We start from the raw sequence: 23,909 nt of genomic DNA, 5'->3' as shown, positions 1-23,909 counted from the left end.
CTATGGCCTGCAGATAACGAGCGTGTAATGGGCCGGCTCATCGCCGGGGACATGGAAACGGGAAGCGCCGAACAGGCGGTAGCGCAGACAATCGCCGGGCGACAGCCGGAAAACACGCCCTTCCAGCGTCAGCTCCAGCTGCCCGGACAGCAGCCAGAGGTGATGCTCCAGCGCCGGAATCGACGGCAGGTCGTAATCGATCTGCGCGCCGGCATCGAGCCGGGCTTCGATAAATTCGGCCTTATACAGCGCGGCAGGCGGGGAAACGGAGCGACGGTGAAAACCGCTGGCGCGATCGACCCATACCGGCTGTTGCGGCGGCCGCAGCAGCTCCGGCGGTTCGTCTTCGATTTCGCTCAGCAGGCGCGACATGGTCAACCCGTAGGCGGCGCACAGCCGGTTCAGCAGCGACGCCGTCGGGCTGGTTTCGGTGCGCTCCACCCGCGAGAGCGTCGCCCGGCTAAGGCCGGTGCGTTGCGCCAGCGCCTCCAGCGACCACCCCTGCTGCTGGCGCAAATCCGCCAACCGCTGCGCCAACTTCAGGTCGGCCGTCTCCAAACCGTTATCCATCGCTCACACTCCGCCGAAAAATCCCATATAAGAGAAATAATCTCAAATTAGAGATATGGCAAGCGAATTTTAAAAAATGCCGTGCAGCGCGATAAATATCAGCAGGCTCAGCAACACCACCGCCAGCATGTTGCGCAGAAAGAACGCCAATATCACGGCAAACACCGCCCCCCACAGGTAAGGGTTATCCGGCGCGGCGCGCAGCTGGTCGCCGCTGAAGGCGATAATCGGCCCGCAAATTGCCGTCAGCACCGCCGGCACGGAAAAGCTCAGCAGCGTTTTAACGCGCGGCGATAACCGCAGTGGCAATCCCGGCGCCAAAAAGCAGTAGCGGTTGAAGAACACCACCAGCCCCATCAAGACTATCGTCAGCCAGATCATCGGCGCCCCCCGCTGCACAGCAGCCCGACCAGCATCGCCGCCACGGTGGCGATCACCAGTGCGCCCGGCGTCTGGAAATAGTGCAACACAATGGAAAGCAGCAGCGCGGCCAGCACGCAGGCCAACACCGGCAGGCTGCGCACCAGCGGCACCACGATGGCGATAAAGGTGGCGGCGATGGAAAAATCCAGCCCATAACCGTCCAGATCCCCGGCGCTGCCGGCGGCTACGATGCCGAGCAGCGTGGAGAGAAACCAGCACAGGTAAAAGGTCAGCCCGGCGCCCAGCGCATACCAGCGGTCGAAACGCGCCGGCGCCTGTTCGCCGGTCAGCGCAAACAGTTCATCGGTGAGCAAGAATCCCAGGGCCAGCCGCCAGCGTAACGGCAGCGGCGCAATGCGCTCCCGCAGCCGCAGCGCATAGAGAAAATGCTGGGCGGTGACGAAAAAGGTCGACAGCAGGATCGCCAGCAGCCCGGCGCCGCCCTTGATCATGCCCATCGCCACCAGCTGCGCCGCCCCGGCGAACACGATAGCCGACATGCCCAGCCCTTGCGCCGGCGTCAGGCCGCTTTGCAGGGCCATCGAGCCCGCCAGTACGCCCCACGGTACCACCGCCAGGCACAGCGGCAAGATCGCCACCCCACCCTGCAGCGCGGGGCGCAGGCGGGCAGACGGCGGCGTGATGAGGGGGATTGAATCAGTCATGGGCTTCTCCTTCGGTTGAAGAAGCCAGCTTACGGCGCAGGCGCACACGGGTATTGCACCCGATTGCCCGACTATTTCAGCGATTTGACGTAGTCGCCCGGCGTGATGCCCATCGACTTGCGAAAATGGCGGTGGAAATGGCTTTGATCGTGAAAACCGCAGCTCAGCGCGCTGTCCAGCACGCTGCTGCCGGCCTTCAGCATGCCGCGCGCTTTACGCAGCCGCGCCTGAATTTGATAGGCGTGCGGCGGCAGACCGGTGGCCTGCTGAAACTGCCGCAGCAGGTAATAAGGGCTGAGCGCCACTCGCTCCGCCAGCTCCAGCAGCGAAATGTCCGCCTCAGGGAAATCGTCGAGAAAGGCTTTCACCCGCGCCACCTGGCTTTGCGCCCGGCTCTGCGGCGTGGGATCGATGCGGCTTTTGCCGTGCCGCAGCATCAGCCAGGTCAGCGCCGAGAACACCATGGTCTCTTTCATCAGCCGGTTCTCATCGCTGCGCAGCAGGCTGAACGCCATCCGCAGCTGGCCGGCCAGGCCGACGTCGTGCACCACCGGGTTGGGGAAATAAGGCGTCGCGCCGGCGCCGGTTTTCAGATCGCGCGACAAAAACGCCAGCAGCTCCGGCGTCGGGTACATCGCCTGATACGACCATCCCTCTTCGGTGGCGGAGCTGCCGGTGTGGATGTCGTCGGCGTTGACCAGAATGATGCTGCCCAGCGGCGCCACGTGTTCGCCACCGGTGCGGTAGAAACGCTGGGCGCCGTCGTCGATGACGCCCACGCAGAAGCCTTCATGGCTGTGGCGCGAGAAGGTTTGGCGGCGGTAGGTGGCCTGCAGCACTTCCAGCCCGCCGAGATCGTCGACGTGCATGAAATGGGCCTGTTCCCGGGATGCTTTGCGCGCTGCGCCTTCCACCTTCATCTTGCCTACCTCCGCTGAATGAGCGCCATTCTAGCACTCACGCGAGGGCGGGGTTTGTACAAAATTGCCCGTCTCGGCGCCCGGCGGCGCGATCGCCGCGCAGCGCCAGGCGCTGAACACCGCCAGCAGCGGCGCCAGCGCGAACGCCAGGAACAGCCAACGCGCCGCCGACGCCGCGCCCACCGCCCCGCCCGGATCGTTCAGCCCCGCCAGATTGGCCGTCATCCCGGCCAGCGCCGCCCCGAACGCGGTGGCGAACAGCTGCACCGTGGTAATGGAAGCGCCGGCGATGTCTTTGTCCGCCTCAGGCGCCACCTGCAAAATGCGCGTCAGCAGGTGCGGCCAGCCGAAACCGATGCCGAATCCCACCAGCAACAGCGCAATGACGATCGGCGCCAGCGCCTGCCAGTGGCCACCGGACGGCACCGGCATCAGGATCGCCAGCGCCAGCAGCCCCACCAGCACAAACAGCGGCCCGCTGACGATCGCCCGGCGAATACCCGCCCCGCGCCAGCCGGAGCTGAGGATCTCGGACAGCGTCCAGCCGGCGGCCATGGCAGCGGCGATATAGCCGGAGATCAGCGGCGACTGGCCGTGCAGCAGCTGCAGGAAATACGGCACGAAGATCTCGCTGGTCATGCCGATCACCAGCAACGCGGTCGTGATGTAGAGCGCCGCCAACGATGATCCGCGCCGCAGTGCGCCGTGCGGTAACAGACGGGCCCTCGAGTGCGCTTCACGCTTCAGCAGCCAGGCCATCAGCAGCAGCGAGAGCGCGATGCCCGCCAGGTTGATCCAGGCGCTGTGCGCCAGGCTGCCGGCGGACACCACCAGCACCGCCACGGTCAACAGCAGCAGCTGGGCGGCCGGTAACGGCGCGGCCGCCTGCTGCGCTTTGCCCTTGGGCAGGATCAGGAAGGTAAACGCGGCGTACAGCGCCATGATCGGCAGCAGAATGCCGAAGGCCCAACGCCAGGCGTGCAGCTCGGCGAAAATGCCGCCCACCGCTGGCCCCACCAGGGTGGCGATGCCCCACATCGCCGAGATGAGCGCCATGGCGCGCGGCCACAATCGCTGCTCGAACACCAGGTTGATCATCGCGTAGGAGAGCGCAAAGATCAGCCCGCCGCCGAAGCCTTGCACCGTGCGGCCGATCAGCATCACCGGCATGCTCGGCGCCAGCGCACACAGCGCCGCCCCGGCGATGAAGAACAGCGAAGCCACCAGATAGGCGCTGCGCGCGCCGTAGCCGCTGAGCAAGCGGGCCGACAGCGCGGAGCCGAGGATCGACGCCACCACGAACAGCGTGGTGTTCCAGGCGTAGAGATCCAGCCCGCCGATATCCTGCACCACCGAGGGCAGAATGGTGGTGGCGACCAGAATATTGATGGCATGCAGCGCTACGCCGAGCGAAAGCGCGATCGCACTGGCCGCATTTTTGCCGGAGAAGAGGTCGCTCCAGCGGCTATCGTCATGGGTTATCACGGTTGTCGTCCTGTTTTCAGAGGAATGGCATTGAGTTGGTCATGAGATTGCGTTAAATTTAACAAGAGATATCTTGGAATAAGTTAGGGCGAGGCGGAGAAATATGTCAAGAATAAACTTGGAAAATAGCGGCAGCACCGCACAATCGGTCAGTGACCGCTTGCTGACGCTATTGAAAACCCGCGGCCCGCAGCAAGCTTCTGACGCAGGAAAGGTGCTCGGTACCACCGGTGAGGCGGCCCGCCAGCAGTTCGTCAAGCTGGCGAAAGAGGGACTGGTCGAAGCGGTGGCGGAAACGCGCGGCGTGGGCCGCCCGGTGCAGCTGTGGCATTTGACCTCGGCTGGCAACGCGCGCTTTCCCGACACCCATGCGGATCTGACGGTGCAGCTGCTGCGCACCGTGCGCGACAAGCTGGGCGAACAGGCGCTCGATGTGCTGATCGAGACCCGCGAGCAGGAAAACCGCATCAACTACAAGCAGGCGATGATCGGCGCCGCCGATCTGCAGGAGCGCGTGGCGCGCCTGACCGAGATCCGCTGCCGCGAAGGCTATATGGCCGAATGGCGCCAGGAAGAGGACGGTACCTATCTGCTGGTGGAAAATCACTGCCCGATCTGCGCCGCCGCCACCGTCTGCCAGGGCTTCTGCCGGGCGGAGTTGAGTATCTTCACCGAAGTGCTGCAGGCGCAGGTAGAGCGCGCCGAACACATTCTGGCCGGCTCGCGCCGCTGCGCCTACCGCATTTCGCTCCTGTAACACCGGTTTTTGCCCACGTTTTCAACCGGTACAGATTATTCTGCTTGTGCACCCCGCACCTTCCCTTCTAAGGTTGAATTAACGAACATTCAGGCAAACAGCGGGCCTCGCGCCCGCCCTGAGAAATCCGTCGGCGCCTGGCGCGCTAGCGGCAGAGTAACCCCACGGGAGTTGAACGATGAAGAAGCCGCATGCCGGATTCTGGCTGGCGACGCTGGGACTGGGCGTCTGCTGGCTGCTGGCGCTGCTGACTCGCGATCGGCTCAACGGCATACTGCTGGCCGGCGCGGCGCTGGCGCTGATTTTTACCCCCGCCGCCCGCCGTAAAGGCGCGGCCCTGGCCGCCTTGGGCGGCATCGGCATGGATGGGCTTTGGAGCTACAGCGGCGTGCTGCACTACAGCGGGCAACACGGCCTGCCGCTCTGGGCCATCGCGCTTTGGATCGGTTTCGGCTGCTGGTGGTATTGGTTGCTGGACGTGGTCAGAGCGGCCCCCTGGCCGCTGGCGGTGCTGGGCGCCGCCGTCGGCCCCTTCGCCTACGCCGTATCCTGGAAGCTAGACGCCTTGCTGCCCGGCGTGCCGCCGGAGTTCATGCTGCTGCTGCTGGCCGTCGGCTGGTCGATTTATCTGCCGGCCGTCAGCTGGCTGCAGTGGAAACGACGGGACAGCTGAACGGCGGGCAGCGGCCGGGAAAAATAATGCCGAAGGCCATTGCTTATCGGTTGCCCGATCGGGTTTACTGAGCGTTCTAATAATAATCATCCCTGCAAAATACAATCCTATGCTTAGCCAACCAAGCCGTAGCGTCCTGCCGTTGATCGGGGCGTTGTTCACGTTATATATCGTTTGGGGTTCCACCTATTTCGTCATTCGCCTCGGCGTCGCGCAGTGGCCGCCGCTGATGATGGCCGGCATTCGCTTTCTGACCGCCGGCATCGTGCTGTTCAGCTTCCTGGCCTGGCGCGGCCACGCGCTGCCGACGCCGAAGCAGTGGCTGGCCGCCGGCGTCATCGGCATTCTGCTGCTGGCGGTGGGCAACGGCCTGGTGACGGTAGCGGAGCACCAACACGTACCGTCCGGCATCGCCGCGGTGATGGTGGCGACGGTGCCGCTGTTCACCCTCTGCTTCAGCCTGCTGTGGGGCATGCGCAACACCAAACTGGAATGGGCCGGCATCGCGCTCGGGCTGGTGGGCATCGTGCTGCTCAACACCGGCAACAACCTGGTGGGCAACCCGACCGGCGCGCTGCTCATTTTGCTGGCGTCGGCCAGCTGGGCCTTCGGCTCGGTATTGGGATCGCGCATCTCGCTGCCGGCCGGGCCGATGGCCGGCGCGGCGGAGATGCTGGTCGCCGGCGTGGTGTTATTGGTCGCCAGCCAGCTGAGCGGCGAACACCTGACTCAGATGCCGAGCACCAGCGGCTTTCTGGCGCTGGGGTACCTGATCGTCTTCGGTTCGATGCTGGCGATCAGCGCCTATATGTTTTTGTTGAAGAACGTGCGCCCGGCGGTCGCCACCAGCTACGCCTACGTCAACCCGGTGGTGGCGGTGCTGCTCGGCATCGGCTTTGCCGGCGAATCGCTGGCGCCGCGCGAGTGGCTGGCGCTGGCGATCATCGTGGCGGCGGTGGTGCTGGTGACGCTGGGGAAATACCTGTTCGCCCGCCCGGCCCGCGTGCAGGCCATCGACAGCGAACGGTAGCGATCGCAAAAGTCGGTCTGTGGGCCGCCGTTAAAAACGATTCTTGTTTCACCCGGTGAAGGGGCTATAATTCCCGCTGTTCCAAGCAACCTGCGAAATTATTCCTATGCTGAAAAAAGCGTTCGTCATCGTCATCGCCCTGTGCGCCTTCGGTTCTTTGGGCGGCGTATTTCTCGCCGGGCTGAACATCTACACCCGTTCTACTACCCCGCACGAAGAAAGCGCGCCTGCCGGGGATGCCGCCGCCACGCCGGCGCAAACCGAAACCCTTCAGGCCAAGTGATCGTCCATCCAACGCTGGCAGCGCTGCTGTAAAAAGCGCTGCAGCTGCCTGACGCGTTCCGACACCTGCGAGCGATGCGGGCAGACCAGATTGATCGGCACCGCGTCGCTGCGCCATTCCGGCAGCAGTTGCACCAGCCGCCCGGCGCGAATATCCGCCACCACGTCGATCGCCGACTTGCGCACCACCCCGTGGCCGGCCAGCGCCCAGCGCCGCGCGATCTCACCGTCATCGGTAAAATAGCTGCCGTTCAGCGGCACCTCGACCAGTTCCTCACCGCGCCATAGCCGCCATTCCACCTGCCGTTTGCCGCTGGGCTGATACACCAGAATGCTGTGCCGGGCCAGATCGGCCGGCGTTTGCGGCACGCCATGCCGCCGCAGATAATCCGGGCTGGCGCAGATCAACCGCCGGTGCTGCGGCAAAATAGGCAGCGCCACCAGCGAAGAGTCGGCCAGCGGCCCGAAACGCAACGCCACGTCCACCGGTTCGCGGAACAGATCGGCCTGCCGATCGTTGATCAGGAGCTGCAGCTGAATATGCGGATGCTCTTGCCGGAACTCGTCCAGCCAGCCTAACAGCAGATTACGGCCGAAATCCGACGGCGCTGAAATCTGCAGCACCCCAGACAGCCCCTGATGCTTTTCGCGGATCGCCTGCTCCCCTTCAGCCAACGCGCCCAGCGCCAGGCGCGCGCTGTCGAGATAGCGGGCGCCCTCCTCCGTCAACCGCAGGCTGCGGGTGGAACGCACCAGCAGCCGCGCGCCCAGCTGCTGTTCCAGCCTTTTCACCGCGATGCTGGCCGCCGCCGGCGTTATATCCAGCGCGCGCGCCGCGGCGGAAAAACTGCCGCCGTCCACCGTGCGGACAAACACCTCGAGATCGACAAATGAGGTCATCAGCTCCCCTCCTTTAGCGCCATCGATTATTAATATTAATTTACAAGTTTTTGCTATTAGGCGGGGTTTTTTCCTCATTTTCAATCAGGAAAGATAGATCCCGTTGAAACTTACCCTAAAAGAGGCCTTAACATGACGATTCCCGATTCCCCTCTGAAACGACAGAAACTGGTGATCCTGGGCGGCACCAGCGGCATTGGCGCCGCGGTGGCCTACGCGGCGGCGGCGCGCGGCGCTGAAGTGGTGCTGGCTTCGCGCCGCCTGCCCCACGCCAGGGAGAAGAACGACGCGCTGCGCCTGATGCAGGCCGATCTGACCGATGAAGCGTCGCTGCACGCGCTGTTTGCCGCCGTCGGCGCTTTCGACCATTTGGTGATCACCGCCGGGCCGCTGGTGGAGGCCAAGCCGCTGGCGGAGACCACCCTGGAACGGGCGCAGGCCGACTTCAACGTCAAATTTTGGGGCAGTTTGCGCGCGGTGCAGGCGGCGCTGCCGACGCTGGCGCCACAGGGCTCCATCACCCTGACTTCCGGCCAGCTGTCGCGTAAATACCTCGGCGGTCAGCTGGTCAAAACCGCCATCAACGCCGCGCTGGAAGCGGCCGGCAAGCAGCTGGCGAAGGAGCTGGCGCCGCGGCGGGTGAACGTGGTCAGCCCCGGCATCACCGCCACCGAAGCCTACGACGGCATGAGCGCCGCGCAGCGTCAGGCGCTGTTCGAACGGGTTGGCGGCAGCCTGCCTGTCGGCAGGGTCGGCCAGGCGGCCGACGTCGCGGCGGGTTACCTGCTGGCGATGGAGAACGGCTTCGTGACCGGCAGCGTGATCGACATCGACGGCGGCGGCCTGTTGTAACGGCGGCTAGAGCGCCGTCACGCCCTGCGCGGTGGCCTGCTGTTCCAGCACGGTGATAATCTGGTAGGCCGAACGCGGCACCAGGCTGAAATCGCCGATCAGCAGGCGGTCGCTGACCGCCTCATCCAGCATCGCCCGGGCGCCGGCGCGCAGGATTTCCACCTGTTCCGGCGGCGTACCCGCCGCGGTGATCAGCGGCAGGCCGGGCACCGCCGCCGTGCGGCCGATGATTTTCAGCCCCTCCAGTGCCTGCGGCTGCGCGCGACGCAGCAGTTCCATGCTGATCGAATCGATGGCGGCGATATCCGCCTGCCCGCTGCGGATCAGCTTCAGCGACTGATAATGCGCGCCGGAGGCCATCGCCGCACCGAAGAATTTCCCGTCCTGCGCCAACGGCGCGATCAGCGCGCGCAGGCCGTTGTAGCCGGACTGGGAATCGGTGCTGTTATAAGCCACCGTCCGGCCGCGAAAATCCGCCAGCCGTTCGCCGGGATCGCCCGCACGCACCACCAGCCAACTGCGGTAATTCGGCCCGTCGCACCCTTCAACCCGGTAATGGTAGGTGCCGATCAGCTGCACCTGCGACAGGGTGCTGACCAACGGATAACCGCAGGTTTGGCTGAGCAGCAGATCGTCGCGCCGCCAGTGCTGCGCCAGATCGTCCGGCCAGCTGAGCCGCTCCGGCGCCGCCGGCAGCCCCAGCCGCAGCAGCTTGTCGCGCAATACCTGCCAGAAAGATTCGGCCTGCTCCCGGCCAACGCCGTACATCGGTAGAGACACCTGCATCATTTCCCCCTTACCCCGCCGGAGTGGACGCCAGCGTCTGCTGACGCCAGGCGGTGAGATAACGCACCCAACGTTCGAACAGCATATCGGTGATAATAGCCAACAACGCCACCACCGCCGCGCCCTGGATCACATAGGCGGTGTTAAACCCGCTCAGACCGATGATGATCGGCGAGCCGAGGGTTTTGGTGCCGACGGTGGAAGCGATGGCCGCCGTGCCGATGTTGATGATCACCGACGTGCGGATCCCGGCGACGATCACCGGCGCCGCCAGCGGCAATTCGACCCGCCACAGAATTTGCCAGGCGCTCATCCCCACGCCGCGGGCAATCTCGCGCGTGGCGGGCGGCACCGATTCGATGCCCGCCAGCGTGCCCTGCAGGATCGGCAGCAGGCCGTACAGCACCAGCGCAATGATCGCCGGCTGTTCGCTGAAGCCCATCACCGGCACCGCTACCGCCAGCACCGCCACCGGCGGGAAGGTCTGCCCCACCGCCACCACCGTTTCCACCAGCGAACGAAACTCCCGACCGCTGCGCCGGGTGACGGCCACGCCGGCCGCCACGCCGAGAGCCACCGCGATCAGGCTGGAGATCGCCACCAGCGACAGGTGTGCCCCCACCAGCGCGATAAAGCTGTCCTGCTGATAAATGGGCCGCTCCAGATCGGGGAACCAGGCGGAGAACAGGCCGCGCAGATGATCCATGCCGAACACCAGCGCCAACAGCAGCGCCAGCGTCCAGGGCAGCGGATCGCGCAACAGGCGCCAGACGCGCCCGCTCATGACAGCGCCTGCCCGGCGATCAGATCGTTAAAGTGCAACACCCCCAACGCTTCGCCCCGTTCATCCACCACCGGCAGGCAGTCGCTGCCGCGCGCCACAAACACCGACAGCGCCTCGCGCAGGCTCATGGCGGCGGCGATCGGTTCGCCCTCGGCGGCGCCGGGCCGCACCCGCTCCGCCACCGTTCCCAGCGACAGCAGCTTGATGCCGCGATCGCTGCGCCCGAAGAAATCCCGCACGAAGTCGTTGGCCGGCGCGGTCAGCAGCGCCAGCGGCGTGCCCTGTTGCACCACCCGCCCCTGATCGAGCAGCACCAGGCGATCCGCCAAGCCCAGCGCTTCATCGATATCGTGCGTCACCAGCACGATGGTGCGGCCGGAAAGCTGATGGATGCGCGCGATCTCCGCCTGCAGCGCCGCACGGGTGACCGGATCCAGCGCGCCGAACGGTTCGTCCATCAGCAACACCTCGGGATCGGCGGCCAGCGCGCGCGCTACCCCCACCCGCTGCTGCTGCCCGCCGGACAGCTGATGCGGGTAGCGGCGACGAAACAGATCCGGCTCCAGATGCAACAGCTCCAGCAGTTCGGTCACCCGATCGCGAATGCGCGCGCGCGGCCATTTCAGCAGCTGCGGCACGGTGGCGATGTTCTCCTCCACCGTCCAGTGCGGGAACAGGCCGATCGACTGGATCGCATAGCCCATGCGCCGCCGCAGATCCTGCGGTTTGAACGACTGGATCTCTTCGCCGGCAAAGAGAATCTTGCCCCGATCGTGTTCGATCAGGCGATTGATCATTTTTAACGTCGTGGACTTGCCGGAACCCGAGGTGCCGATCAACACGGTGAATTCGCCCTCGGCGATGTGCAGCGTGAGATCGTCGACCGCCGGCTTGCCCTGAAAAATTTTGCTGACTTGCTCAAAGTGAATCATCGGCGCGATACGTCCAGGATTGAAACCCAAAATTTAAACAGCGAATCGACGATGACCGCCATCATGACCACCGGGATCACCCCCAGCAAAACCAGATCCAGCGCGCTGCTGAGCAGCCCCTGGAACACGATGGCGCCAAAGCCGCCGGCGCCGATCAGCGCCGCCACCACCGCCATGCCGACGGTTTGCACCGCCAGGATGCGCACGCCGGTCAGGAACAGCGGCAGCGCCAACGGCAGCTGCACGCGCAGGAAGATCTGCCCGCGCGTCAGCCCCATGCCGGTGGCGGATTCGATCACCCCGGCCGGCACGCTTTGCAGCCCCGCCACCACGCTGCGCACCAGCGGCAACAGCGCGTACAGCACCAGCGCCACGATCGCCGGCGCCATGCCGATGCCGCTGACGCCGTGCTCCGCCAGCCAGGGCACCGCCGTCGCCAACCCCGCCAATGGCGCGATCAGCAGGCCGAACAGCGCGATGGACGGCACGGTCTGGATAATGTTCAGCGCGGAGAAAATCGGCCGCTGCCAGCGTTCGGAGCGAAAGCACAGCACCCCGAGCGGCACGCCGATCGCCAGCGCCGGCGCCATCGTCGCCAGCAGAATCGTCAGGTGCTGCAACAGCGCGGCGTCAAACACCTCCTGGCGATTGTGGTACTCCTTCAGCAGCGACAGCTGATCGAGCTGATGCCCGAACAGCAGCAGCGCCGGCGGCACCAGCACCAGCGCGTTGCCCAGCATGCGCCACAGGTGCGACGCGGTGAGGCGCGCCATGGCGTCGGCGGCGATCAGCAAGCTCAGCGCCATCGTCAGCCAGCATCCGCTGCCCCAGGAGGTGCGCGCCAGGCGCGATCCCTCTTGCGCCAAACGTTCAGCAGCCTGCCCGCTGATCCAGAAGGCCAGCGTCAGCACCCCGCAGGCGGCCAGCGCCGCCAGCAGCGCCCGCCCCCGCGTCGGCGGCAAAAGGCTGAGGATCGCCAACGCCGCCAGCGGCAACAGCAGCCACAGCGCCGGGCCGTGCAGCAGGGAGAACAAGGAGAGGCTTTTGCCCGACAACAGGCGATTGGGGGCATAACTGAGGAACGGCAGGCCAAACGCGGCCAGCAGCAACAGCATGAACAGCGTCAACAAGACGCGATGTTTTACGGCGATAGTCAAAGAAACGCTCCGGCTCCCTCGGTTTACCCCCTCTCCCGACGGCAGAGGGGGCACCTCGGCATTATCCCTTAACAAACCCTTTCTCTTTCAGGTAAGCGGCCGCCACCTGTTTGGCGTCCTGGCCTTCCACGGCGATCTGCGCGTTGAGTTTTTGCAGCGTCGGCCCGTCCAGCGAGGCGAACACCGGCTTGAGCAGCTCAGGCAGATTGGCGTGCGCCTTCAGCGCCGCTTCGCGCACGATCGGCGCCGGCGCGTAGATCGGCTGTACGCCTTTCGGGTCCGCCAGCGTCTGCAGCCCCAGCGCCGCCACCGGGCCATCGGTGCCGTAGGCCATCGCCGCGTTGACGCCGGAGGTCTGCTCCGCCGCCGCCTTGATGGTCACCGCCGTGTCACCGCCGGCCAGGGACAGCAGCTGATCCTGATTCAGTTTGAAACCGTAGGCGTTCTGGAACGCCGGCAGCGCATCCGGCCGCTCGATAAACTCCGCCGAGGCCGCCAGCTTGAACTTGCCGCCGCCGTTGATCCACTTGCCGAGATCCGACAACGTCTTCAGATGGTTGGCCTGCGCCACGTCCTGACGAATGGCGATGGTCCAGGTGTTGTTGGCCGGCGCCGCATCCAGCCAGACGATTTTGTTTTTGTCGTAGTCGAGCTGCTTCACCTTCTCGAAGCCGGCCTGGGCGTTCTTCCACGCCGGATCTTTCTCATCGGCGAAGAAAAACGCGCCGTTGCCGGTGTATTCCGGGTAGATGTCGATCTCGCCGGAGGTGATGGCGCCGCGCAGCACCTTGGTGGTGCCGAGCTGCAGCTTGTTGGTGGTCTTGATGCCGTTGGCTTCCAGCACCTGCACGATGAGGTTGCCGAGCAGCGAACCTTCGGTATCGATCTTGGAGCCGACGCGCACCGAGTCGGCCGCCTGCGCCAGACCGCCGGTGGCCAGCAGGGCCAGCGCGACGGCAAAGGAACGTCCGCGTGATAACGTGATTGCCATACTTTTCCTCTGGTTATACGTTTTCCGGCTCATGGGCCGGTTAGGTTGGAAAATCCTGAGAAACGCGCTTCCAGCGCGCAATAAATTTTTCCGTCGGCAGGGCATCGCCTTCTCCCTGCGGTTCATCGGCGCGCAACGGATGCACGCCAACGTCGATCGGCGTCAGGGCGTAATCGCGCAGCCACTCGCCGTAGCCCTGCGCGACAAATCCCTGGCTGCGCCGCTGATATGCCTCATGCTCCGCCAGATAGACTTCGCGCAAACCATACCAAGGCAGGCCGGGCAGATCGTGATGCACTAAATGGTAGTTCAGATTGAGAAACAGCAACCGCCACGGCCAGCCCGCCTCATTAATAATAGAACGTGCCTGCGGTGCGTCCACGGCGCGATGCTCAAAAAACGATCTTACCTTGGTCAGCGCCAGCGCCGGGTAGCTGATGGCCAGCAGGTAAAACGCCGCACCGATACCCTGCGCCTGCAGCCAGTTCAGCAACATCGCCAACAGCGACAGGTGCACTCCCCACATCACCCAGGTACGCCACTCCCCGGCGGCAAGCGCTTTCACCGCCCCGGCCAGGGTCGCGGCGATATCCAACGCCGGGCCGAGGAGCACCCGGCCGATCAGCGTATTGCGCACGGCGGTCAGCAGCGGCAACAGGCGGGGATAGCGCCGCCACTGCGCGGCGCTGAAGTAATAGCTTTCGGGATCTTCGTGCGGATCGGTCAGGTGGTCGTTGCGGTGGTGGCGCAGATGCGAATCGCGATACAGCCCATAGGGATACCACACCGCCAGCGGCAACAGGCCGAACAGCTGATTGACGCGCGGCCAGCGCGTCGGATGGCCGTGGATCAGCTCGTGTTGCAACGACAGGTACCAGGTGGTCAGGAGAATCAACAGCGGCGCACTAAGCCACGGGCCCAGCGTTTGCCACCCCAGCGCCACGCCGAACCAGCCGCCGTACACCGCCGCCATGATCCCCCAGGTGGGCAATTCCATTCGCCAATAGCGGCGCCGATAAAGCTGCCTGATTCGTTCGCGCTGTTCGGGGTGCAAATAGTGGGCATGGGACATGCTGCGGCTCGCGGTGAGAGATTTTCTCTCAGTATCCGCGAGCCGTAGCGGCGTTCAAAATAACGAAAATGGCAAAGCTAAGTGAAAATTCAGCGGGTTGCGTACGCGGCCTGCGGTTCGCAGGTCACCGGGAAATTCACCGAGTTGGCGATAAAGCACAGGTGATGCGCCTTCTCATGCAGCTGTTGCGCCAGCTGCAGATCGTCGCCGTCGCGCACCGTGACCTGCGGCCGCAGCGTCACCGAGGTGAAAAAGCCGCCGCGCGCCGCGTCTTCACGCATCACCCCGACGGCGTTGTCCTGATAGGCCAGTACGGAAATGCCCGAGGTGGCGCACAGATGCAGATACCATAATTTGTGACAGGCGCTGAGCGAAGCCACCAGCAAATCTTCCGGGTTCCAGCGCGTCGCGTCGCCGCGGAAGGCCGGATCGGCGGAGCCGGCGATGTCTGCCTTGCCCGCGGCGCCGATCAGGTGATCGCGCCCGTAGGCGCGGTAATCCTCGGTGCCTGCGCCCAAATTCCCCTGCCAGGTGACCGCCACCTGATAATGATGTTCGCCTTTCATGCCTTTTTCTCCCGTTGGCCAGCCAATGCAACCTCGTCTTGAGACGTGCCCGGAAAACACTATTGGTGGAAAAGCGTGAATACGCAAACGGCGAAACGAGAAAAAACGGGCCGCGCAGGCGGCCCGTCGGTCACATCCCTTCAGGGAACGAAATCGAGCACCACGGCGTTGAACAGCGCGTACTCGGTGGCGGTGGCCATCGGCGGAAACTGCGCGTGCTGCACCGCCGCACTCGCCGCTGAGCACAGAGGCGCGTCGCCTCTTACGATCTTGCTGCTCGCCAGCTTGCCGTCCGGCCGCAGCCGAATGCTGATGGTGCAGCGTTGGCCGCGCGCGCGTTCAGGCAAACGCAGCTCGCGGCTCACCGCGTTATGCACCCGCACCGGATAGCTGAGCGGCACCGTGGCCTGCGCCTCGGCCTGCGGCTCCGGCAACGGGATGCCGGCCTGACGCCCGGCGCCGCAGCCGCTTAACAGCAACAGCGCCAACAGACTTAGTGTCTTTTTCATTCCCGATGTCCTTATTGGGGGGATTTATCCTTATCGCGCGGCCCTCACTGCGCCACCGGGTAAGCCTCGCCGTCATCCGCATAACGCTGCAACCGCTCGCGCCACCACTTGGCCGCCAGGCCGCTGGCGCTTTCCCGCCAGCCGAAATAGGCAACGTCGCTGCAGCGCTCAGATTCAACGCGTTTCGCCACCAGTTCGCCGCTGTTCAGGTAAGGTTCTGCCAGAGAACGCGGCAGATAGCCGCAGCCCAACCCGGCCAACTGCGCCTGCAGCTTGGCGTCGAAGCCGAAGACCGTCAGCGTATCCTGCTCTTCGAGCAGGTTCAGGTTCTGCGGCGCGTTGACCCGCGAGGTATCGCGCACCACCACCGCCCGGTGCTGACGGATTTCGTCCTTCGGCAACGGTTCCGGCAGCGCCGCCAGCGGATGCTGCGGCGCGACGGCGAACACGTAATCCAGCTGCCCCAGCCGGCTGAACGCATAGCCCACCCGCGACGGCGGCTCGCAGATGGCGCCGATGATAATGTCGGCGCAACCATAAACCAGCGATTCCCAGGAGCCGGCCAGCACCTCGTGGCTGAAACGCAGCCGGGTATGATGATGTTGCCGGTAGAACTCGTCGATCAGTGGCAACAGGCGGGCGAACGGGAATGAGGCGTCGATCCCGAGCGTGATCTCGCTTTCCCAGCCGTTCTCCACATAGCGCGCCTGCTGCTCCAGATCCTGCGCCGCCCGCAGCAGTACCCGGCCTTTTTCCAGCATCAGCTTGCCGGTATCGGTGAACTTCGCCCGGTGGCCGGAGCGGTCCAGCAGGGTGATGTCGAGATCGTTCTCCAGCTTTTGCACCATATAGCTGAGTGCCGAAGGGGTTTTAAACAGTGCGGCGGCCGCGGCGGCGAAAGATCCGTGCCGGTCCAGCGCGTCCAAAATCAGCAGCGCTTCCAGGTTTAATCTCATGCTTTCTCCCGTGTATAAAAAAACTCAACAAGTCGGCAAAAATTCTGCGGTATCTTTGAAATCGCCCTCTGCCTACCATGCGTTTTATCGGCGTTACACTCATCAGATGTTCAACCGAAATATCACTGGGAAGGTAAATTATGTCCAAGTTTCAACTGCTTGATAAAGACAATTCCGCACTGATTTTTATCGATCATCAACCACAAATGGCCTTCGGCGTGGCTAATATTGATCGTCAGCAACTGAAAAACAACGTTGTTGGTTTGGCGAAGGCAGGCAAGATTTTCAACGTCCCCACCCTTTTCACCTCGGTCGAAACCGAGAGCTTCAGCGGCTATATCTGGCCGGAACTGCTGGCGGTACACCCTGAAATTACCCCGATTGAACGCACCTCGATGAACTCCTGGGAAGACGCGGCCTTCGTTAAAGCCGTGGAAGCCACCGGCCGCAAAAAGCTGGTGATCTCCGCGCTGTGGACCGAAGTGTGCCTGACCTTCCCGGCGCTGATGGCGCTGGAAGCCGGCTATGAAGTGTATGTGGTGACCGACACCTCCGGCGGCACCTCCGTCGATGCGCACGAGCGTTCGATCGACCGCATGGTGCAGGCCGGCGCCGTGCCGGTGACCTGGCAGCAGGTGCTGCTGGAGTACCAGCGCGACTGGGCGCGCAAAGACACCTATGACGCGGTGATGGCGCTGGTGCGCGAACACAGCGGCGCTTACGGCATGGGCGTCGACTACGCTTACACCATGGTGCACCACGCACCGGCGCGCACGGTGAAATAATCCCCCTTGCCCCGGCCCTGCGCCGGGGTATTTTCAGGAGTCGGTTTTATGGCCCATCCGCAGCATGTCACGCTGGTGATCACCCACCGTTTGGCGCCGGGGAACGAGCAGGCCTATGAGGCCTGGCTGAACCGCATCATGCCCGACGCCGCGGGCTTCACCGGCCATTTGGGCGTCAACGTCATCCGCCCTTCCGGCGACGAACAGGCCTATACGGTGTTGGTCCGCTTCGACAACCTCGACAACCTGTACCGCTGGATCCACTCGCCGCTGCGCAAGCAATACATCGAAGAAGTCACCCCGCTGCTGCTGGAGAGCGACCATATCGAGATCCGCCCCGGCGCGGAGTTCTGGTTTACCCCGCCCAATCCCGGCGTGCGCCAGCCGCCCCAGTGGAAGCAGTTCATCATCACCCTGCTGGTGATTTTCCCTTCCACCAATCTGGTGCCCTGGTTTTGGGGGTTGGTGCTGCCGCAGCTGGACGGCACGCTGCTCGGCCATTTTCTCAATGACGCCACCGTGGTCGCCCTGGTGGTGTACCTGTGGATGCCTATCGTGACTCGCGTTTTTCATCAATGGCTGACCCGCCGCTAGGCGGTTCGCCGGGAGAATGTTATGAACCACCACGCTTCATTGATCATCACCAACGGCAAGTTTCACACCGTCGATCGCCAAAATCCCACCGCACAGGCGGTCGCCATCCGCGACGGCAAGTTTCTGGCGGTCGGTAGCGAAAGCGAAGTCATGCAGCACGCCGGGCCGGAAACCCAGGTGATCGACCTGCATGGCCATACCGCTATTCCAGGCCTGAACGACTCGCACCTGCACCTGATCCGCGGCGGCCTGAACTATAACCTGGAGCTGCGCTGGGAAGGCGTGCCTTCGCTGGCCGACGCCCTGCGCATGTTGAAAGAACAGGCGCTGCGCACGCCGAACCCGCAGTGGGTACGGGTGGTCGGCGGCTGGACCGAATTCCAGTTCGCCGAGCGCCGCATGCCGACGCTGGACGAGATCAACCAGGCGGCGCCGGACACGCCGGTGTTCATACTGCACCTCTACGATCGCGCGCTGCTCAACCGCGCGGCGCTGAAGGTGGTCGGCTACACCAAAGACACGCCGAACCCGCCGGGCGGCGAGATCCAGCGCGACGCCAACGGCAACCCGACCGGCATGCTGATCGCCAAGCCCAACGCCATGATCCTGTACGCCACGCTGGCGAAAGGGCCGAAGCTGCCACTGGAACAGCAGGTTAATTCCACCCGCCAGTTTATGCGCGAGCTGAACCGTCTGGGCCTCACCAGCGCCATCGACGCCGGCGGCGGCTTCCAGAACTACCCGGAGGATTATCAGGTGATCGCCGAGCTGCACGAGAAAAAGCAGCTGACCATCCGCATCGCCTATAACCTGTTCACCCAGCGGCCGAAGCAGGAGCTGGAAGACTTCGAGCTGTGGACCGACATGCTCAAGCCGGGTCAGGGTACCGACTTCTATCGCCACAACGGCGCCGGCGAGATGCTGGTGTTCTCCGCCGCCGACTTCGAAGACTTCCTGCAGCCGCGCCCGGATCTGCCGCCGGGCACCGAAGACGAGCTGGAGCGGGTGGTGCGTCATCTGGTCGAGCACCGCTGGCCGTTCCGCCTGCACGCCACCTATGACGAGTCCATCAGCCGCATGCTGGACGTGTTCGAGAAGGTGAACCGCGACATTCCGTTCAACGGGCTGCACTGGCTGTTCGACCACGCCGAAACCATTACCGAGCGCAATATCGAGCGGGTCAAGGCATTGGGCGGCGGCATTGCGGTGCAGCACCGCATGGCGTTCCAGGGCGAGTATTTCGCTGACCGCTACGGCATCGAAGCCACCAAACATACGCCGCCGGTGGCGAAAATGCTGGCGGCCGAGCTGCCGGTCGGACTGGGCACCGACGCCACCCGCGTCGCCAGCTACAACCCGTGGACGGCGCTGTACTGGCTGGTTTCCGGCCGCACCGTCGGCGGCATGGCGATGTACGACGACAGCGCCCGGCTGGATCGCGAAACGGCGCTGATGCTGTGGACACAAGGCAGCGCCTGGTTCTCCACCGAACAGGGCAAGAAAGGCCAGATCAAGGTCGGCCAGCTGGCGGATGTGGCGGTGCTGTCGCAGGACTATTTCAGCGTGCCGGAAGAGCAGATCAAAGGCATCGAGTCGGTGATGACGGTGGTGGACGGCAAGGTGGTCTACGCCGCCGGCAGCTTCTCGCCGCTGGCACCGCCGCCGCTGCCGGTGCTGCCGGAGTGGTCGCCGGTTACCCAGGTGCCGGGCCACTACCGCTCCGCGCCGCCGTCGGCGGCGGCCAAAGTCGGCGTGCTGAGCCAGGCGCACCAATGCTGCGGCCCGTGCGGCGTACACGCGCATCAGCATGACATCGCGCGCCGCTCCAGCATCCCGGTGTCGGACGAGAATGCCTTCTGGGGCGCGTTCGGCTGTTCGTGCTTCTCGTTCTAAGCTGCCAGGTCAGCAACTTACTATGCAACTAGCTTAATAAGATATTAAGTTAGCAAAATAACAAATTAATGGCGCTGTCCACGGGAGAGCGCCATTTCATTTTCAATCGCGGTTGATCTCCAGCCAGCGCCGCTGCTCGGCGGAGGCGGCTATCGCATCCAGCACGCAAGACACCTTCCAGCCTTCTTCAAAGTCCGGCCACATGCGATCGCCCGCGGCGATGCCGTTGACCAGATCGCGGATCTCCACCGTCTTCTGATCGTTAAAGCCGATGCCGTGCCCGGCGCTGATGCAGAACGCCGCGTAGTCCGGGTGCTTCGGCCCTACCAACAGCGTTTTGAACCCCTGCCGCTCCGCCGGCTCATCGTGCCGATACAGCTTCAGCTCCGCCATCCGTTCCTGGGTATAGCTCAGCGTGCCTTTAGTGCCGGTGACCACATAGGTCAGCCCCATCTTGCGCCCGCAGGCGATGCGCGAGGTTTCGAGAGTGCCCATCGCCCCGCCGGCGAAGCGCAGCAGCGCGCTGGCCTGATCTTCGTTTTCCACCGGCAGCAGGCGCGCCGGGTCTTGCGGATCCGGGCGCTGTTTGATCACGGTCTGCATATCGCCGGAGACCGCCACGATATCGCCCACCAGGTAGTGCGCCATATTGACGATATGCGCCGCCAGATCCCCCAACGCACCCAGCCCAGCGCTGGCGCGGCGGCAGTGCCAGTCAATCGGCGTGCGCGGGTCGGCCAGATAATCCTCATTGTGGGTGCCGTAAAAATGCACCACCTCACCGATTTCGCCGTTGGCGATGATCTCGCGCGCCAGCTGGCTGGTCGGGTTCTTCATGTAGTTGAAACCGACCAGCGTTTTCACGCCTTTGGCGCGGGCGGCCTGCACCATCTCCGCCGCGTCGGCGGCGTCCAGCGCCAGCGGCTTTTCCGAATACACGTGCTTGCCGTGGCGGATCGCCTCCAGCGCCATCTCTTTGTGCAAGAAGTTGGGCGCGCAGATGTCCACCACGTCGATCGCCGGATCGGCCACCAGCTGCCGCCAATCGCCGGTCGAACGCGCAAAACCGAACTCGCCGGCGCGCTGCGCCGCCAGCTCGGGCGTCACTTCCGCCAGCATCTCCAGCACCAGCTCCCCTTTCAGAGGAAAGACCGTGGGGGCCTGCGCATAGGCGATAGCGTGACAACGCCCGATATAACCGGTGCCGATTAACCCAACGCGTACCTGTTTCATCATTTTCTCCCGTGATCGAAATCCTGCGTAGAACCAGGCGCCGTTCAATGAAACGCGCCGTCTGATAACGGGTTTATATGGAATATAAATTTCAATAACAAGCGCGCGGGAAAATAAAGTTCATATTCGTGATGCCGTTCATGAAACGTTGACGGGATGATGCAACGCAGAAAGCCCAGACACGGCTTGCCGTATCCGGGTGAGATAAAATGAACCGTTTATTTCATATCACGGTAAACCGTTGGCGCCGTGCTGCACGTAGCCGGGGCGTTGCAGCAGGCGCTGCTGATAGGCCGCCAGCGCCGCATAATCCGGCCGCTCGAACGGCGTCATCAGCCAGCGATTCAGCGACAGCCCCAGCACCACGTCCGCCAGCGTGAAGGCGGCGCCGGCGGCATAAGGGCCGTGCTGCGCCAAATGCCTGTCCAGCAGCCCCATCAGCCGGTTCCACTCACGCTCGGCGGCGGCCAGGCTGGCGGCATCCTGATAATCTGCATGCCCTCGCACCCGCGACATGAACACATAGCGCCAGGCGCCGTTCAGATCGGTGGCCTGCCAGTCCATCCACATCTCCACCGCCGCGCGCGCACCGGGTTCCTGCGGCAGCAGATCGCGGCGCCCTTCCCGCCCCGCCAGATAGCGGCAAATGGTGTTCGACTCCCACAGCACCCGCTCGCCGTCGATCAGCACTGGCACCAGGCCGTTCGGGTTCAGCGCCAGAAACGCCGGCTCCTGCGTGGAGCGAAAGCCGCTGCCCCAGTCCTCCCGCGCCAGCGGCAGCCCCAGCTCCTGGCAGGTCCACAGCACCTTGCGCACGTTGATCGATGAAGCCTTGCCCAAGACTCTCAGCATCGGTTTTCCTTATTCTTTCCAGAACGGTTTATAGCCTTCACGCCGGGCTTCCACCTGCGTCAGGCCGATGTCCGCCAGCTGCCTGTCGTTCAACAGTAACAGCTCCTTTCTCGTTCTGTGCCGCAGCAGATACAGATGCCAGCGTGACCAACCGACCGAGCGCCGCAGCGGCGTACCAGAAAACAGAGCCATGTTGTTATTCTCCCTGATGTTTTCACGTTGCAGTCATCATGCTCGCCGGGAGAAAAACAATACAGATTCACGCTGGCGCTATTTTTTTCATACAGCTGTGCCAAAAAAACCGCTGAATGGTTTACTTTGAAAGCATCTGTACCGGTTTTTTAATTCTTTATCCCGATAAGAGGCCTCTGTATGACACGCTACGCCACCCTGGCCGCCATTCTCAGCCAACGTATTCAGCAAGGGCTGTATCCGGCCGGCCACCGCCTGCCTTCGGTGCGCACGCTGAGCCAGGAGCACGGCGTCAGCATCAGTACGGTACAGCAAGCCTACCGGCTGCTCGAGGAACAGCGCCTGGTGGAAGCGCGGCCGAAGTCGGGCTACTTCGTGCATACGCAGCGCGCGCAGGCCGAGCTGCCCGCCATGACGGCGCCGGTGCAGCGGCCGGTAGACATTTCGCAATGGGAGCAGGTGCTGGAGCTGGTGCGCAGCCGGCCGCGCGAGGGCCTGATCCAGCTGGGGCGCGGCATGCCGGATATCGCCGAACCGACGATGAAACCGCTGATTGTCGCCCTGCGCAACGCCGCCCGCCACGGCGACCTGCGCAGCCTGTACTACGACAGCATTCAGGGCGTGGCCGCGCTGCGCGAGCAGGTTGCCCGCCTGCTGCTGGATTCCGGCTGCCAAATCGGCCCCGATCAGTTGCTGATCACCACCGGCTGCCAGGAAGCGATCTCCGCCGGGCTGCGCGCCGTTTGCCAACCCGGCGACATCGTGGCGGTCGACTCGCCCTGCTTCCACGGCACCATGCAGACGCTGAAGGGCCTGGGTATCAAGGCGCTGGAAATCCCCACCGATCCGCTCACCGGCGTCAGCCTGGCGGCGCTGGAGATGGCGCTGGAACAGTGGCCGGTCAAGGCCATCCTGCTGACGCCCAACTGCAATAACCCGCTGGGCTACATCATGCCCGACGCCCACAAACAGCGGCTGCTAACGCTGGCGCAGCGCCACGACGCGGCGATCATCGAGGACGACGTCTACGGCGACATCGCCTATCACTACCCGCGGCCGCGCACCATCAAGTCGTTCGACGAAGACGGCCGCGTGCTGCTGTGCAGCTCGTTTTCCAAAACGCTGGCGCCGGGGCTGCGGGTGGGCTGGATCGCGCCCGGCCGCTACCTGGAGCGGGTGCTGCACATGAAGTTCATCGGCTCCGGCGCCACTGCCACCCAGCCGCAGCTGGCGATCGCCGAATTTATCCGCGGCGGGCACTATCTGCAGCACCTGCGGCGCATGCGTGCCCGCTACCAGCAGAACCGCGACCGCATGACCGACCTTATCCTGAAGCACTTCCCGGCCGGCACCCGCGTCAGCCGGCCGCGCGGCGGCTTTATGCTGTGGATCGAACTGGACGAGGCGTTCGACACCCTGCGGCTGAACCGCCATCTCGAACCGCAGGGCGTGCAGATCGCCGTCGGCAGCATCTTTTCCGCCGCCGGCAAATACCGCAACTGCCTGCGCATCAACTATGCGCCTAAGCTGACGGCGGAGATCGAACAGGCGGTGCTGCGGGTCGGCGCCACCATCCAGCGGCTGATGCCGAGCGGCGTGCTGCAACCTCAGACGGACTGAAGCAAAAACTCCGCCACCCGGCGGCGCAGATGTTCGATGCCCTGCGGATGGTGAATAAACTGCGCCACCGGCATCATCTGCCAGCGCTGGCCTTCATCGCCGAAGCGAATGGCGGCGATCTGCGCCGGGGCGATCTCGCCGGCCATAAACCAGGTCGGCGGGGAGCCGGGCAGGATGCCGTCGTAGCGCCGCCGCCAGACAACCTGACGTTCGGCGATCGCCACGCCGAATTCTTCCTGCGTCTCCCGCTGCACGCACTGCAGCGGCGTTTCGCCGTTTTCCCGCCCGCCGCCGGGCAGATCCCACAGGCTGGGCCACGGAATGCCCGGTTTGTCGTCCCGCTGGTAAACCAGCAAGCGATCGTCGCACAGCAGCGCGATCTTGGCCCCGCCAAACGCCTGATCCGTCATGTTTTCTCCGCTCCCCGCCC

Annotated in this window: 28 protein-coding genes; 9 read left to right on the top strand and 19 right to left on the bottom strand. The window is 64.1% G+C overall.

The genetic code is table 11. The features are described 5' to 3' along the window. The 5 genes from EKL15_RS10070 to EKL15_RS10050 form a co-directional block, all read right to left on the bottom strand. Window positions 1-570, bottom strand: coding sequence for a helix-turn-helix domain-containing protein (locus tag EKL15_RS10070; RefSeq protein ID WP_100396107.1), 570 nt, complete (start codon window positions 568-570; stop codon window positions 1-3). A gap of 69 nt (window positions 571-639) precedes the next feature. Next, entirely contained in the window at window positions 640-951 is a 312-nt protein-coding gene (locus EKL15_RS10065; protein WP_203089397.1) for an AzlD domain-containing protein, read from the bottom strand. Then, on the bottom strand, window positions 948-1,658 hold the full coding sequence (locus EKL15_RS10060; RefSeq protein ID WP_100396108.1) for an AzlC family ABC transporter permease: 711 nt from the start codon (window positions 1,656-1,658) through the stop codon (window positions 948-950). The genes EKL15_RS10065 and EKL15_RS10060 overlap by 4 nt, the downstream gene beginning before the upstream one ends. Window positions 1,659-1,729: 71 nt before the next feature. Beyond that, the gene (locus EKL15_RS10055; RefSeq protein WP_049200955.1) at window positions 1,730-2,578 is read right to left on the bottom strand and encodes an AraC family transcriptional regulator; all 849 of its coding nucleotides are present in this window, start codon (window positions 2,576-2,578) and stop codon (window positions 1,730-1,732) included. A gap of 30 nt (window positions 2,579-2,608) precedes the next feature. After that, window positions 2,609-4,063 (bottom strand): MFS transporter, encoded by a 1,455-nt coding sequence (locus tag EKL15_RS10050; protein ID WP_060440421.1) that lies wholly within the window; start codon window positions 4,061-4,063, stop codon window positions 2,609-2,611. 103 nt (window positions 4,064-4,166) lie between these two features. On the opposite strand from EKL15_RS10050, the gene EKL15_RS10045 reads away from it, so the two are divergent. From EKL15_RS10045 to EKL15_RS10030, 4 genes are all read left to right on the top strand, one after another. Beyond that, window positions 4,167-4,820, top strand: a complete 654-nt coding sequence (locus EKL15_RS10045) for a metalloregulator ArsR/SmtB family transcription factor (RefSeq protein ID WP_060421189.1) — start codon at window positions 4,167-4,169, stop codon at window positions 4,818-4,820. A 178-nt stretch (window positions 4,821-4,998) separates the two neighbouring features. Then, window positions 4,999-5,493, top strand: coding sequence for a DUF2878 domain-containing protein (locus EKL15_RS10040; RefSeq protein ID WP_049200960.1), 495 nt, complete (start codon window positions 4,999-5,001; stop codon window positions 5,491-5,493). A gap of 109 nt (window positions 5,494-5,602) precedes the next feature. Next, complete coding sequence (gene yedA, locus EKL15_RS10035; protein WP_070914023.1) at window positions 5,603-6,523, top strand: drug/metabolite exporter YedA; 921 nt, start codon at window positions 5,603-5,605, stop codon at window positions 6,521-6,523. Window positions 6,524-6,629: 106 nt separating this feature from the next. Then, complete coding sequence (locus EKL15_RS10030) at window positions 6,630-6,806, top strand: hypothetical protein (protein WP_016928550.1); 177 nt, start codon at window positions 6,630-6,632, stop codon at window positions 6,804-6,806. Here EKL15_RS10030 and EKL15_RS10025 read toward each other — a convergent pair. Then, the gene (locus EKL15_RS10025; protein ID WP_070914024.1) at window positions 6,794-7,705 is read right to left on the bottom strand and encodes a LysR family transcriptional regulator; all 912 of its coding nucleotides are present in this window, start codon (window positions 7,703-7,705) and stop codon (window positions 6,794-6,796) included. The two genes, EKL15_RS10030 and EKL15_RS10025, sit on opposite strands and share 13 nt — an antisense overlap. A 132-nt stretch (window positions 7,706-7,837) precedes the next feature. Between EKL15_RS10025 and EKL15_RS10020 the strand changes: the two genes are divergently transcribed. Further along, a complete protein-coding gene (locus tag EKL15_RS10020; RefSeq protein WP_141970102.1) occupies window positions 7,838-8,557 on the top strand; it encodes an SDR family oxidoreductase in 720 nt (239 codons plus the stop codon). Window positions 8,558-8,563: 6 nt separating this feature from the next. On the opposite strand, the gene EKL15_RS10015 is transcribed toward EKL15_RS10020, so the two are convergent. The 9 genes from EKL15_RS10015 to EKL15_RS09975 form a co-directional block, all read right to left on the bottom strand. Beyond that, a complete protein-coding gene (locus EKL15_RS10015; protein WP_100396110.1) occupies window positions 8,564-9,325 on the bottom strand; it encodes a phosphate/phosphite/phosphonate ABC transporter substrate-binding protein in 762 nt (253 codons plus the stop codon). A gap of 28 nt (window positions 9,326-9,353) precedes the next feature. After that, the gene (locus tag EKL15_RS10010; protein ID WP_060421173.1) at window positions 9,354-10,127 is read right to left on the bottom strand and encodes an ABC transporter permease; all 774 of its coding nucleotides are present in this window, start codon (window positions 10,125-10,127) and stop codon (window positions 9,354-9,356) included. Beyond that, on the bottom strand, window positions 10,124-11,059 hold the full coding sequence (locus EKL15_RS10005; RefSeq protein WP_033637623.1) for an ABC transporter ATP-binding protein: 936 nt from the start codon (window positions 11,057-11,059) through the stop codon (window positions 10,124-10,126). The genes EKL15_RS10010 and EKL15_RS10005 overlap by 4 nt, the downstream gene beginning before the upstream one ends. Beyond that, entirely contained in the window at window positions 11,056-12,216 is a 1,161-nt protein-coding gene (locus tag EKL15_RS10000; protein ID WP_046686654.1) for an ABC transporter permease, read from the bottom strand. Before EKL15_RS10000 ends, EKL15_RS10005 begins: the two co-directional genes overlap by 4 nt. A gap of 61 nt (window positions 12,217-12,277) precedes the next feature. Then, complete coding sequence (locus tag EKL15_RS09995; protein ID WP_197794222.1) at window positions 12,278-13,207, bottom strand: ABC transporter substrate-binding protein; 930 nt, start codon at window positions 13,205-13,207, stop codon at window positions 12,278-12,280. 40 nt (window positions 13,208-13,247) lie between these two features. Next, entirely contained in the window at window positions 13,248-14,279 is a 1,032-nt protein-coding gene (locus EKL15_RS09990) for a fatty acid desaturase (protein ID WP_203089395.1), read from the bottom strand. Window positions 14,280-14,368: 89 nt separating this feature from the next. Further along, complete coding sequence (locus EKL15_RS09985) at window positions 14,369-14,845, bottom strand: OsmC family protein (RefSeq protein WP_203089393.1); 477 nt, start codon at window positions 14,843-14,845, stop codon at window positions 14,369-14,371. A 140-nt stretch (window positions 14,846-14,985) separates the two neighbouring features. Further along, window positions 14,986-15,354, bottom strand: a complete 369-nt coding sequence (locus tag EKL15_RS09980; RefSeq protein WP_100396113.1) for a cell envelope integrity TolA C-terminal domain-containing protein — start codon at window positions 15,352-15,354, stop codon at window positions 14,986-14,988. A gap of 44 nt (window positions 15,355-15,398) precedes the next feature. Beyond that, window positions 15,399-16,310, bottom strand: a complete 912-nt coding sequence (locus EKL15_RS09975) for a LysR substrate-binding domain-containing protein (RefSeq protein WP_203089391.1) — start codon at window positions 16,308-16,310, stop codon at window positions 15,399-15,401. 140 nt (window positions 16,311-16,450) lie between these two features. Here EKL15_RS09975 and EKL15_RS09970 point away from each other — a divergent pair, with 140 nt between their 5' ends. From EKL15_RS09970 to EKL15_RS09960, 3 genes are read left to right on the top strand one after another with little or no spacing between them, the layout of a single operon-like run. Further along, window positions 16,451-17,095 (top strand): hydrolase, encoded by a 645-nt coding sequence (locus EKL15_RS09970; RefSeq protein ID WP_004939390.1) that lies wholly within the window; start codon window positions 16,451-16,453, stop codon window positions 17,093-17,095. A gap of 48 nt (window positions 17,096-17,143) precedes the next feature. Beyond that, on the top strand, window positions 17,144-17,689 hold the full coding sequence (locus EKL15_RS09965; protein ID WP_038880135.1) for an antibiotic biosynthesis monooxygenase: 546 nt from the start codon (window positions 17,144-17,146) through the stop codon (window positions 17,687-17,689). Window positions 17,690-17,710: 21 nt separating this feature from the next. Next, window positions 17,711-19,582 carry an amidohydrolase gene (locus tag EKL15_RS09960; protein ID WP_033637616.1) on the top strand — a complete coding sequence of 624 codons (1,872 nt, stop codon included), beginning with the start codon at window positions 17,711-17,713 and terminating at the stop codon, window positions 19,580-19,582. 102 nt (window positions 19,583-19,684) lie between these two features. On the opposite strand, the gene EKL15_RS09955 is transcribed toward EKL15_RS09960, so the two are convergent. From EKL15_RS09955 to EKL15_RS09945, 3 genes are all read right to left on the bottom strand, one after another. Then, window positions 19,685-20,815, bottom strand: a complete 1,131-nt coding sequence (locus tag EKL15_RS09955; protein ID WP_049200982.1) for a Gfo/Idh/MocA family protein — start codon at window positions 20,813-20,815, stop codon at window positions 19,685-19,687. Between the two features lie 228 nt (window positions 20,816-21,043). Next, a complete protein-coding gene (locus EKL15_RS09950; protein ID WP_197652177.1) occupies window positions 21,044-21,667 on the bottom strand; it encodes a glutathione S-transferase family protein in 624 nt (207 codons plus the stop codon). Between the two features lie 9 nt (window positions 21,668-21,676). Continuing rightward, a complete protein-coding gene (locus tag EKL15_RS09945) occupies window positions 21,677-21,859 on the bottom strand; it encodes a DUF1127 domain-containing protein (protein WP_060440430.1) in 183 nt (60 codons plus the stop codon). Window positions 21,860-22,039: 180 nt separating this feature from the next. On the opposite strand from EKL15_RS09945, the gene EKL15_RS09940 reads away from it, so the two are divergent. Then, the gene (locus tag EKL15_RS09940; RefSeq protein WP_203089389.1) at window positions 22,040-23,479 is read left to right on the top strand and encodes a PLP-dependent aminotransferase family protein; all 1,440 of its coding nucleotides are present in this window, start codon (window positions 22,040-22,042) and stop codon (window positions 23,477-23,479) included. Here the strand turns inward: EKL15_RS09940 and EKL15_RS09935 are convergent. Further along, complete coding sequence (locus EKL15_RS09935; RefSeq protein ID WP_089185680.1) at window positions 23,467-23,889, bottom strand: NUDIX hydrolase; 423 nt, start codon at window positions 23,887-23,889, stop codon at window positions 23,467-23,469. The two genes, EKL15_RS09940 and EKL15_RS09935, sit on opposite strands and share 13 nt — an antisense overlap. Window positions 23,890-23,909: the final 20 nt, after the last annotated feature.

It is taken from the genome of Serratia sp. 4542 (genome assembly GCF_016805595.1).
GTDB lineage: Bacteria > Pseudomonadota > Gammaproteobacteria > Enterobacterales > Enterobacteriaceae > Serratia > Serratia nevei.
The sequence above is the reverse complement of the archived record's forward strand: the minus strand, read 5'-3'. Positions and strand labels throughout refer to the sequence as shown.

Coding starts and splice junctions, on each gene's coding strand:
- EKL15_RS10070 (WP_100396107.1), bottom strand. CDS start 570: ATGGATAACGGTTTGGAGACGGCCGACCTGAAGTTGGCGCAGCGGTTG.
- EKL15_RS10065 (WP_203089397.1), bottom strand. CDS start 951: ATGATCTGGCTGACGATAGTCTTGATGGGGCTGGTGGTGTTCTTCAAC.
- EKL15_RS10060 (WP_100396108.1), bottom strand. CDS start 1,658: ATGACTGATTCAATCCCCCTCATCACGCCGCCGTCTGCCCGCCTGCGC.
- EKL15_RS10055 (WP_049200955.1), bottom strand. CDS start 2,578: ATGAAGGTGGAAGGCGCAGCGCGCAAAGCATCCCGGGAACAGGCCCAT.
- EKL15_RS10045 (WP_060421189.1), top strand. CDS start 4,167: ATGTCAAGAATAAACTTGGAAAATAGCGGCAGCACCGCACAATCGGTC.
- EKL15_RS10040 (WP_049200960.1), top strand. CDS start 4,999: ATGAAGAAGCCGCATGCCGGATTCTGGCTGGCGACGCTGGGACTGGGC.
- yedA (WP_070914023.1), top strand. CDS start 5,603: ATGCTTAGCCAACCAAGCCGTAGCGTCCTGCCGTTGATCGGGGCGTTG.
- EKL15_RS10030 (WP_016928550.1), top strand. CDS start 6,630: ATGCTGAAAAAAGCGTTCGTCATCGTCATCGCCCTGTGCGCCTTCGGT.
- EKL15_RS10025 (WP_070914024.1), bottom strand. CDS start 7,705: ATGACCTCATTTGTCGATCTCGAGGTGTTTGTCCGCACGGTGGACGGC.
- EKL15_RS10020 (WP_141970102.1), top strand. CDS start 7,838: ATGACGATTCCCGATTCCCCTCTGAAACGACAGAAACTGGTGATCCTG.
- EKL15_RS10015 (WP_100396110.1), bottom strand. CDS start 9,325: ATGTACGGCGTTGGCCGGGAGCAGGCCGAATCTTTCTGGCAGGTATTG.
- EKL15_RS10010 (WP_060421173.1), bottom strand. CDS start 10,127: ATGAGCGGGCGCGTCTGGCGCCTGTTGCGCGATCCGCTGCCCTGGACG.
- EKL15_RS10005 (WP_033637623.1), bottom strand. CDS start 11,059: ATGATTCACTTTGAGCAAGTCAGCAAAATTTTTCAGGGCAAGCCGGCG.
- EKL15_RS09995 (WP_197794222.1), bottom strand. CDS start 13,207: ATGGCAATCACGTTATCACGCGGACGTTCCTTTGCCGTCGCGCTGGCC.
- EKL15_RS09990 (WP_203089395.1), bottom strand. CDS start 14,279: ATGTCCCATGCCCACTATTTGCACCCCGAACAGCGCGAACGAATCAGG.
- EKL15_RS09985 (WP_203089393.1), bottom strand. CDS start 14,845: ATGAAAGGCGAACATCATTATCAGGTGGCGGTCACCTGGCAGGGGAAT.
- EKL15_RS09980 (WP_100396113.1), bottom strand. CDS start 15,354: ATGAAAAAGACACTAAGTCTGTTGGCGCTGTTGCTGTTAAGCGGCTGC.
- EKL15_RS09975 (WP_203089391.1), bottom strand. CDS start 16,310: ATGAGATTAAACCTGGAAGCGCTGCTGATTTTGGACGCGCTGGACCGG.
- EKL15_RS09970 (WP_004939390.1), top strand. CDS start 16,451: ATGTCCAAGTTTCAACTGCTTGATAAAGACAATTCCGCACTGATTTTT.
- EKL15_RS09965 (WP_038880135.1), top strand. CDS start 17,144: ATGGCCCATCCGCAGCATGTCACGCTGGTGATCACCCACCGTTTGGCG.
- EKL15_RS09960 (WP_033637616.1), top strand. CDS start 17,711: ATGAACCACCACGCTTCATTGATCATCACCAACGGCAAGTTTCACACC.
- EKL15_RS09955 (WP_049200982.1), bottom strand. CDS start 20,815: ATGAAACAGGTACGCGTTGGGTTAATCGGCACCGGTTATATCGGGCGT.
- EKL15_RS09950 (WP_197652177.1), bottom strand. CDS start 21,667: ATGCTGAGAGTCTTGGGCAAGGCTTCATCGATCAACGTGCGCAAGGTG.
- EKL15_RS09945 (WP_060440430.1), bottom strand. CDS start 21,859: ATGGCTCTGTTTTCTGGTACGCCGCTGCGGCGCTCGGTCGGTTGGTCA.
- EKL15_RS09940 (WP_203089389.1), top strand. CDS start 22,040: ATGACACGCTACGCCACCCTGGCCGCCATTCTCAGCCAACGTATTCAG.
- EKL15_RS09935 (WP_089185680.1), bottom strand. CDS start 23,889: ATGACGGATCAGGCGTTTGGCGGGGCCAAGATCGCGCTGCTGTGCGAC.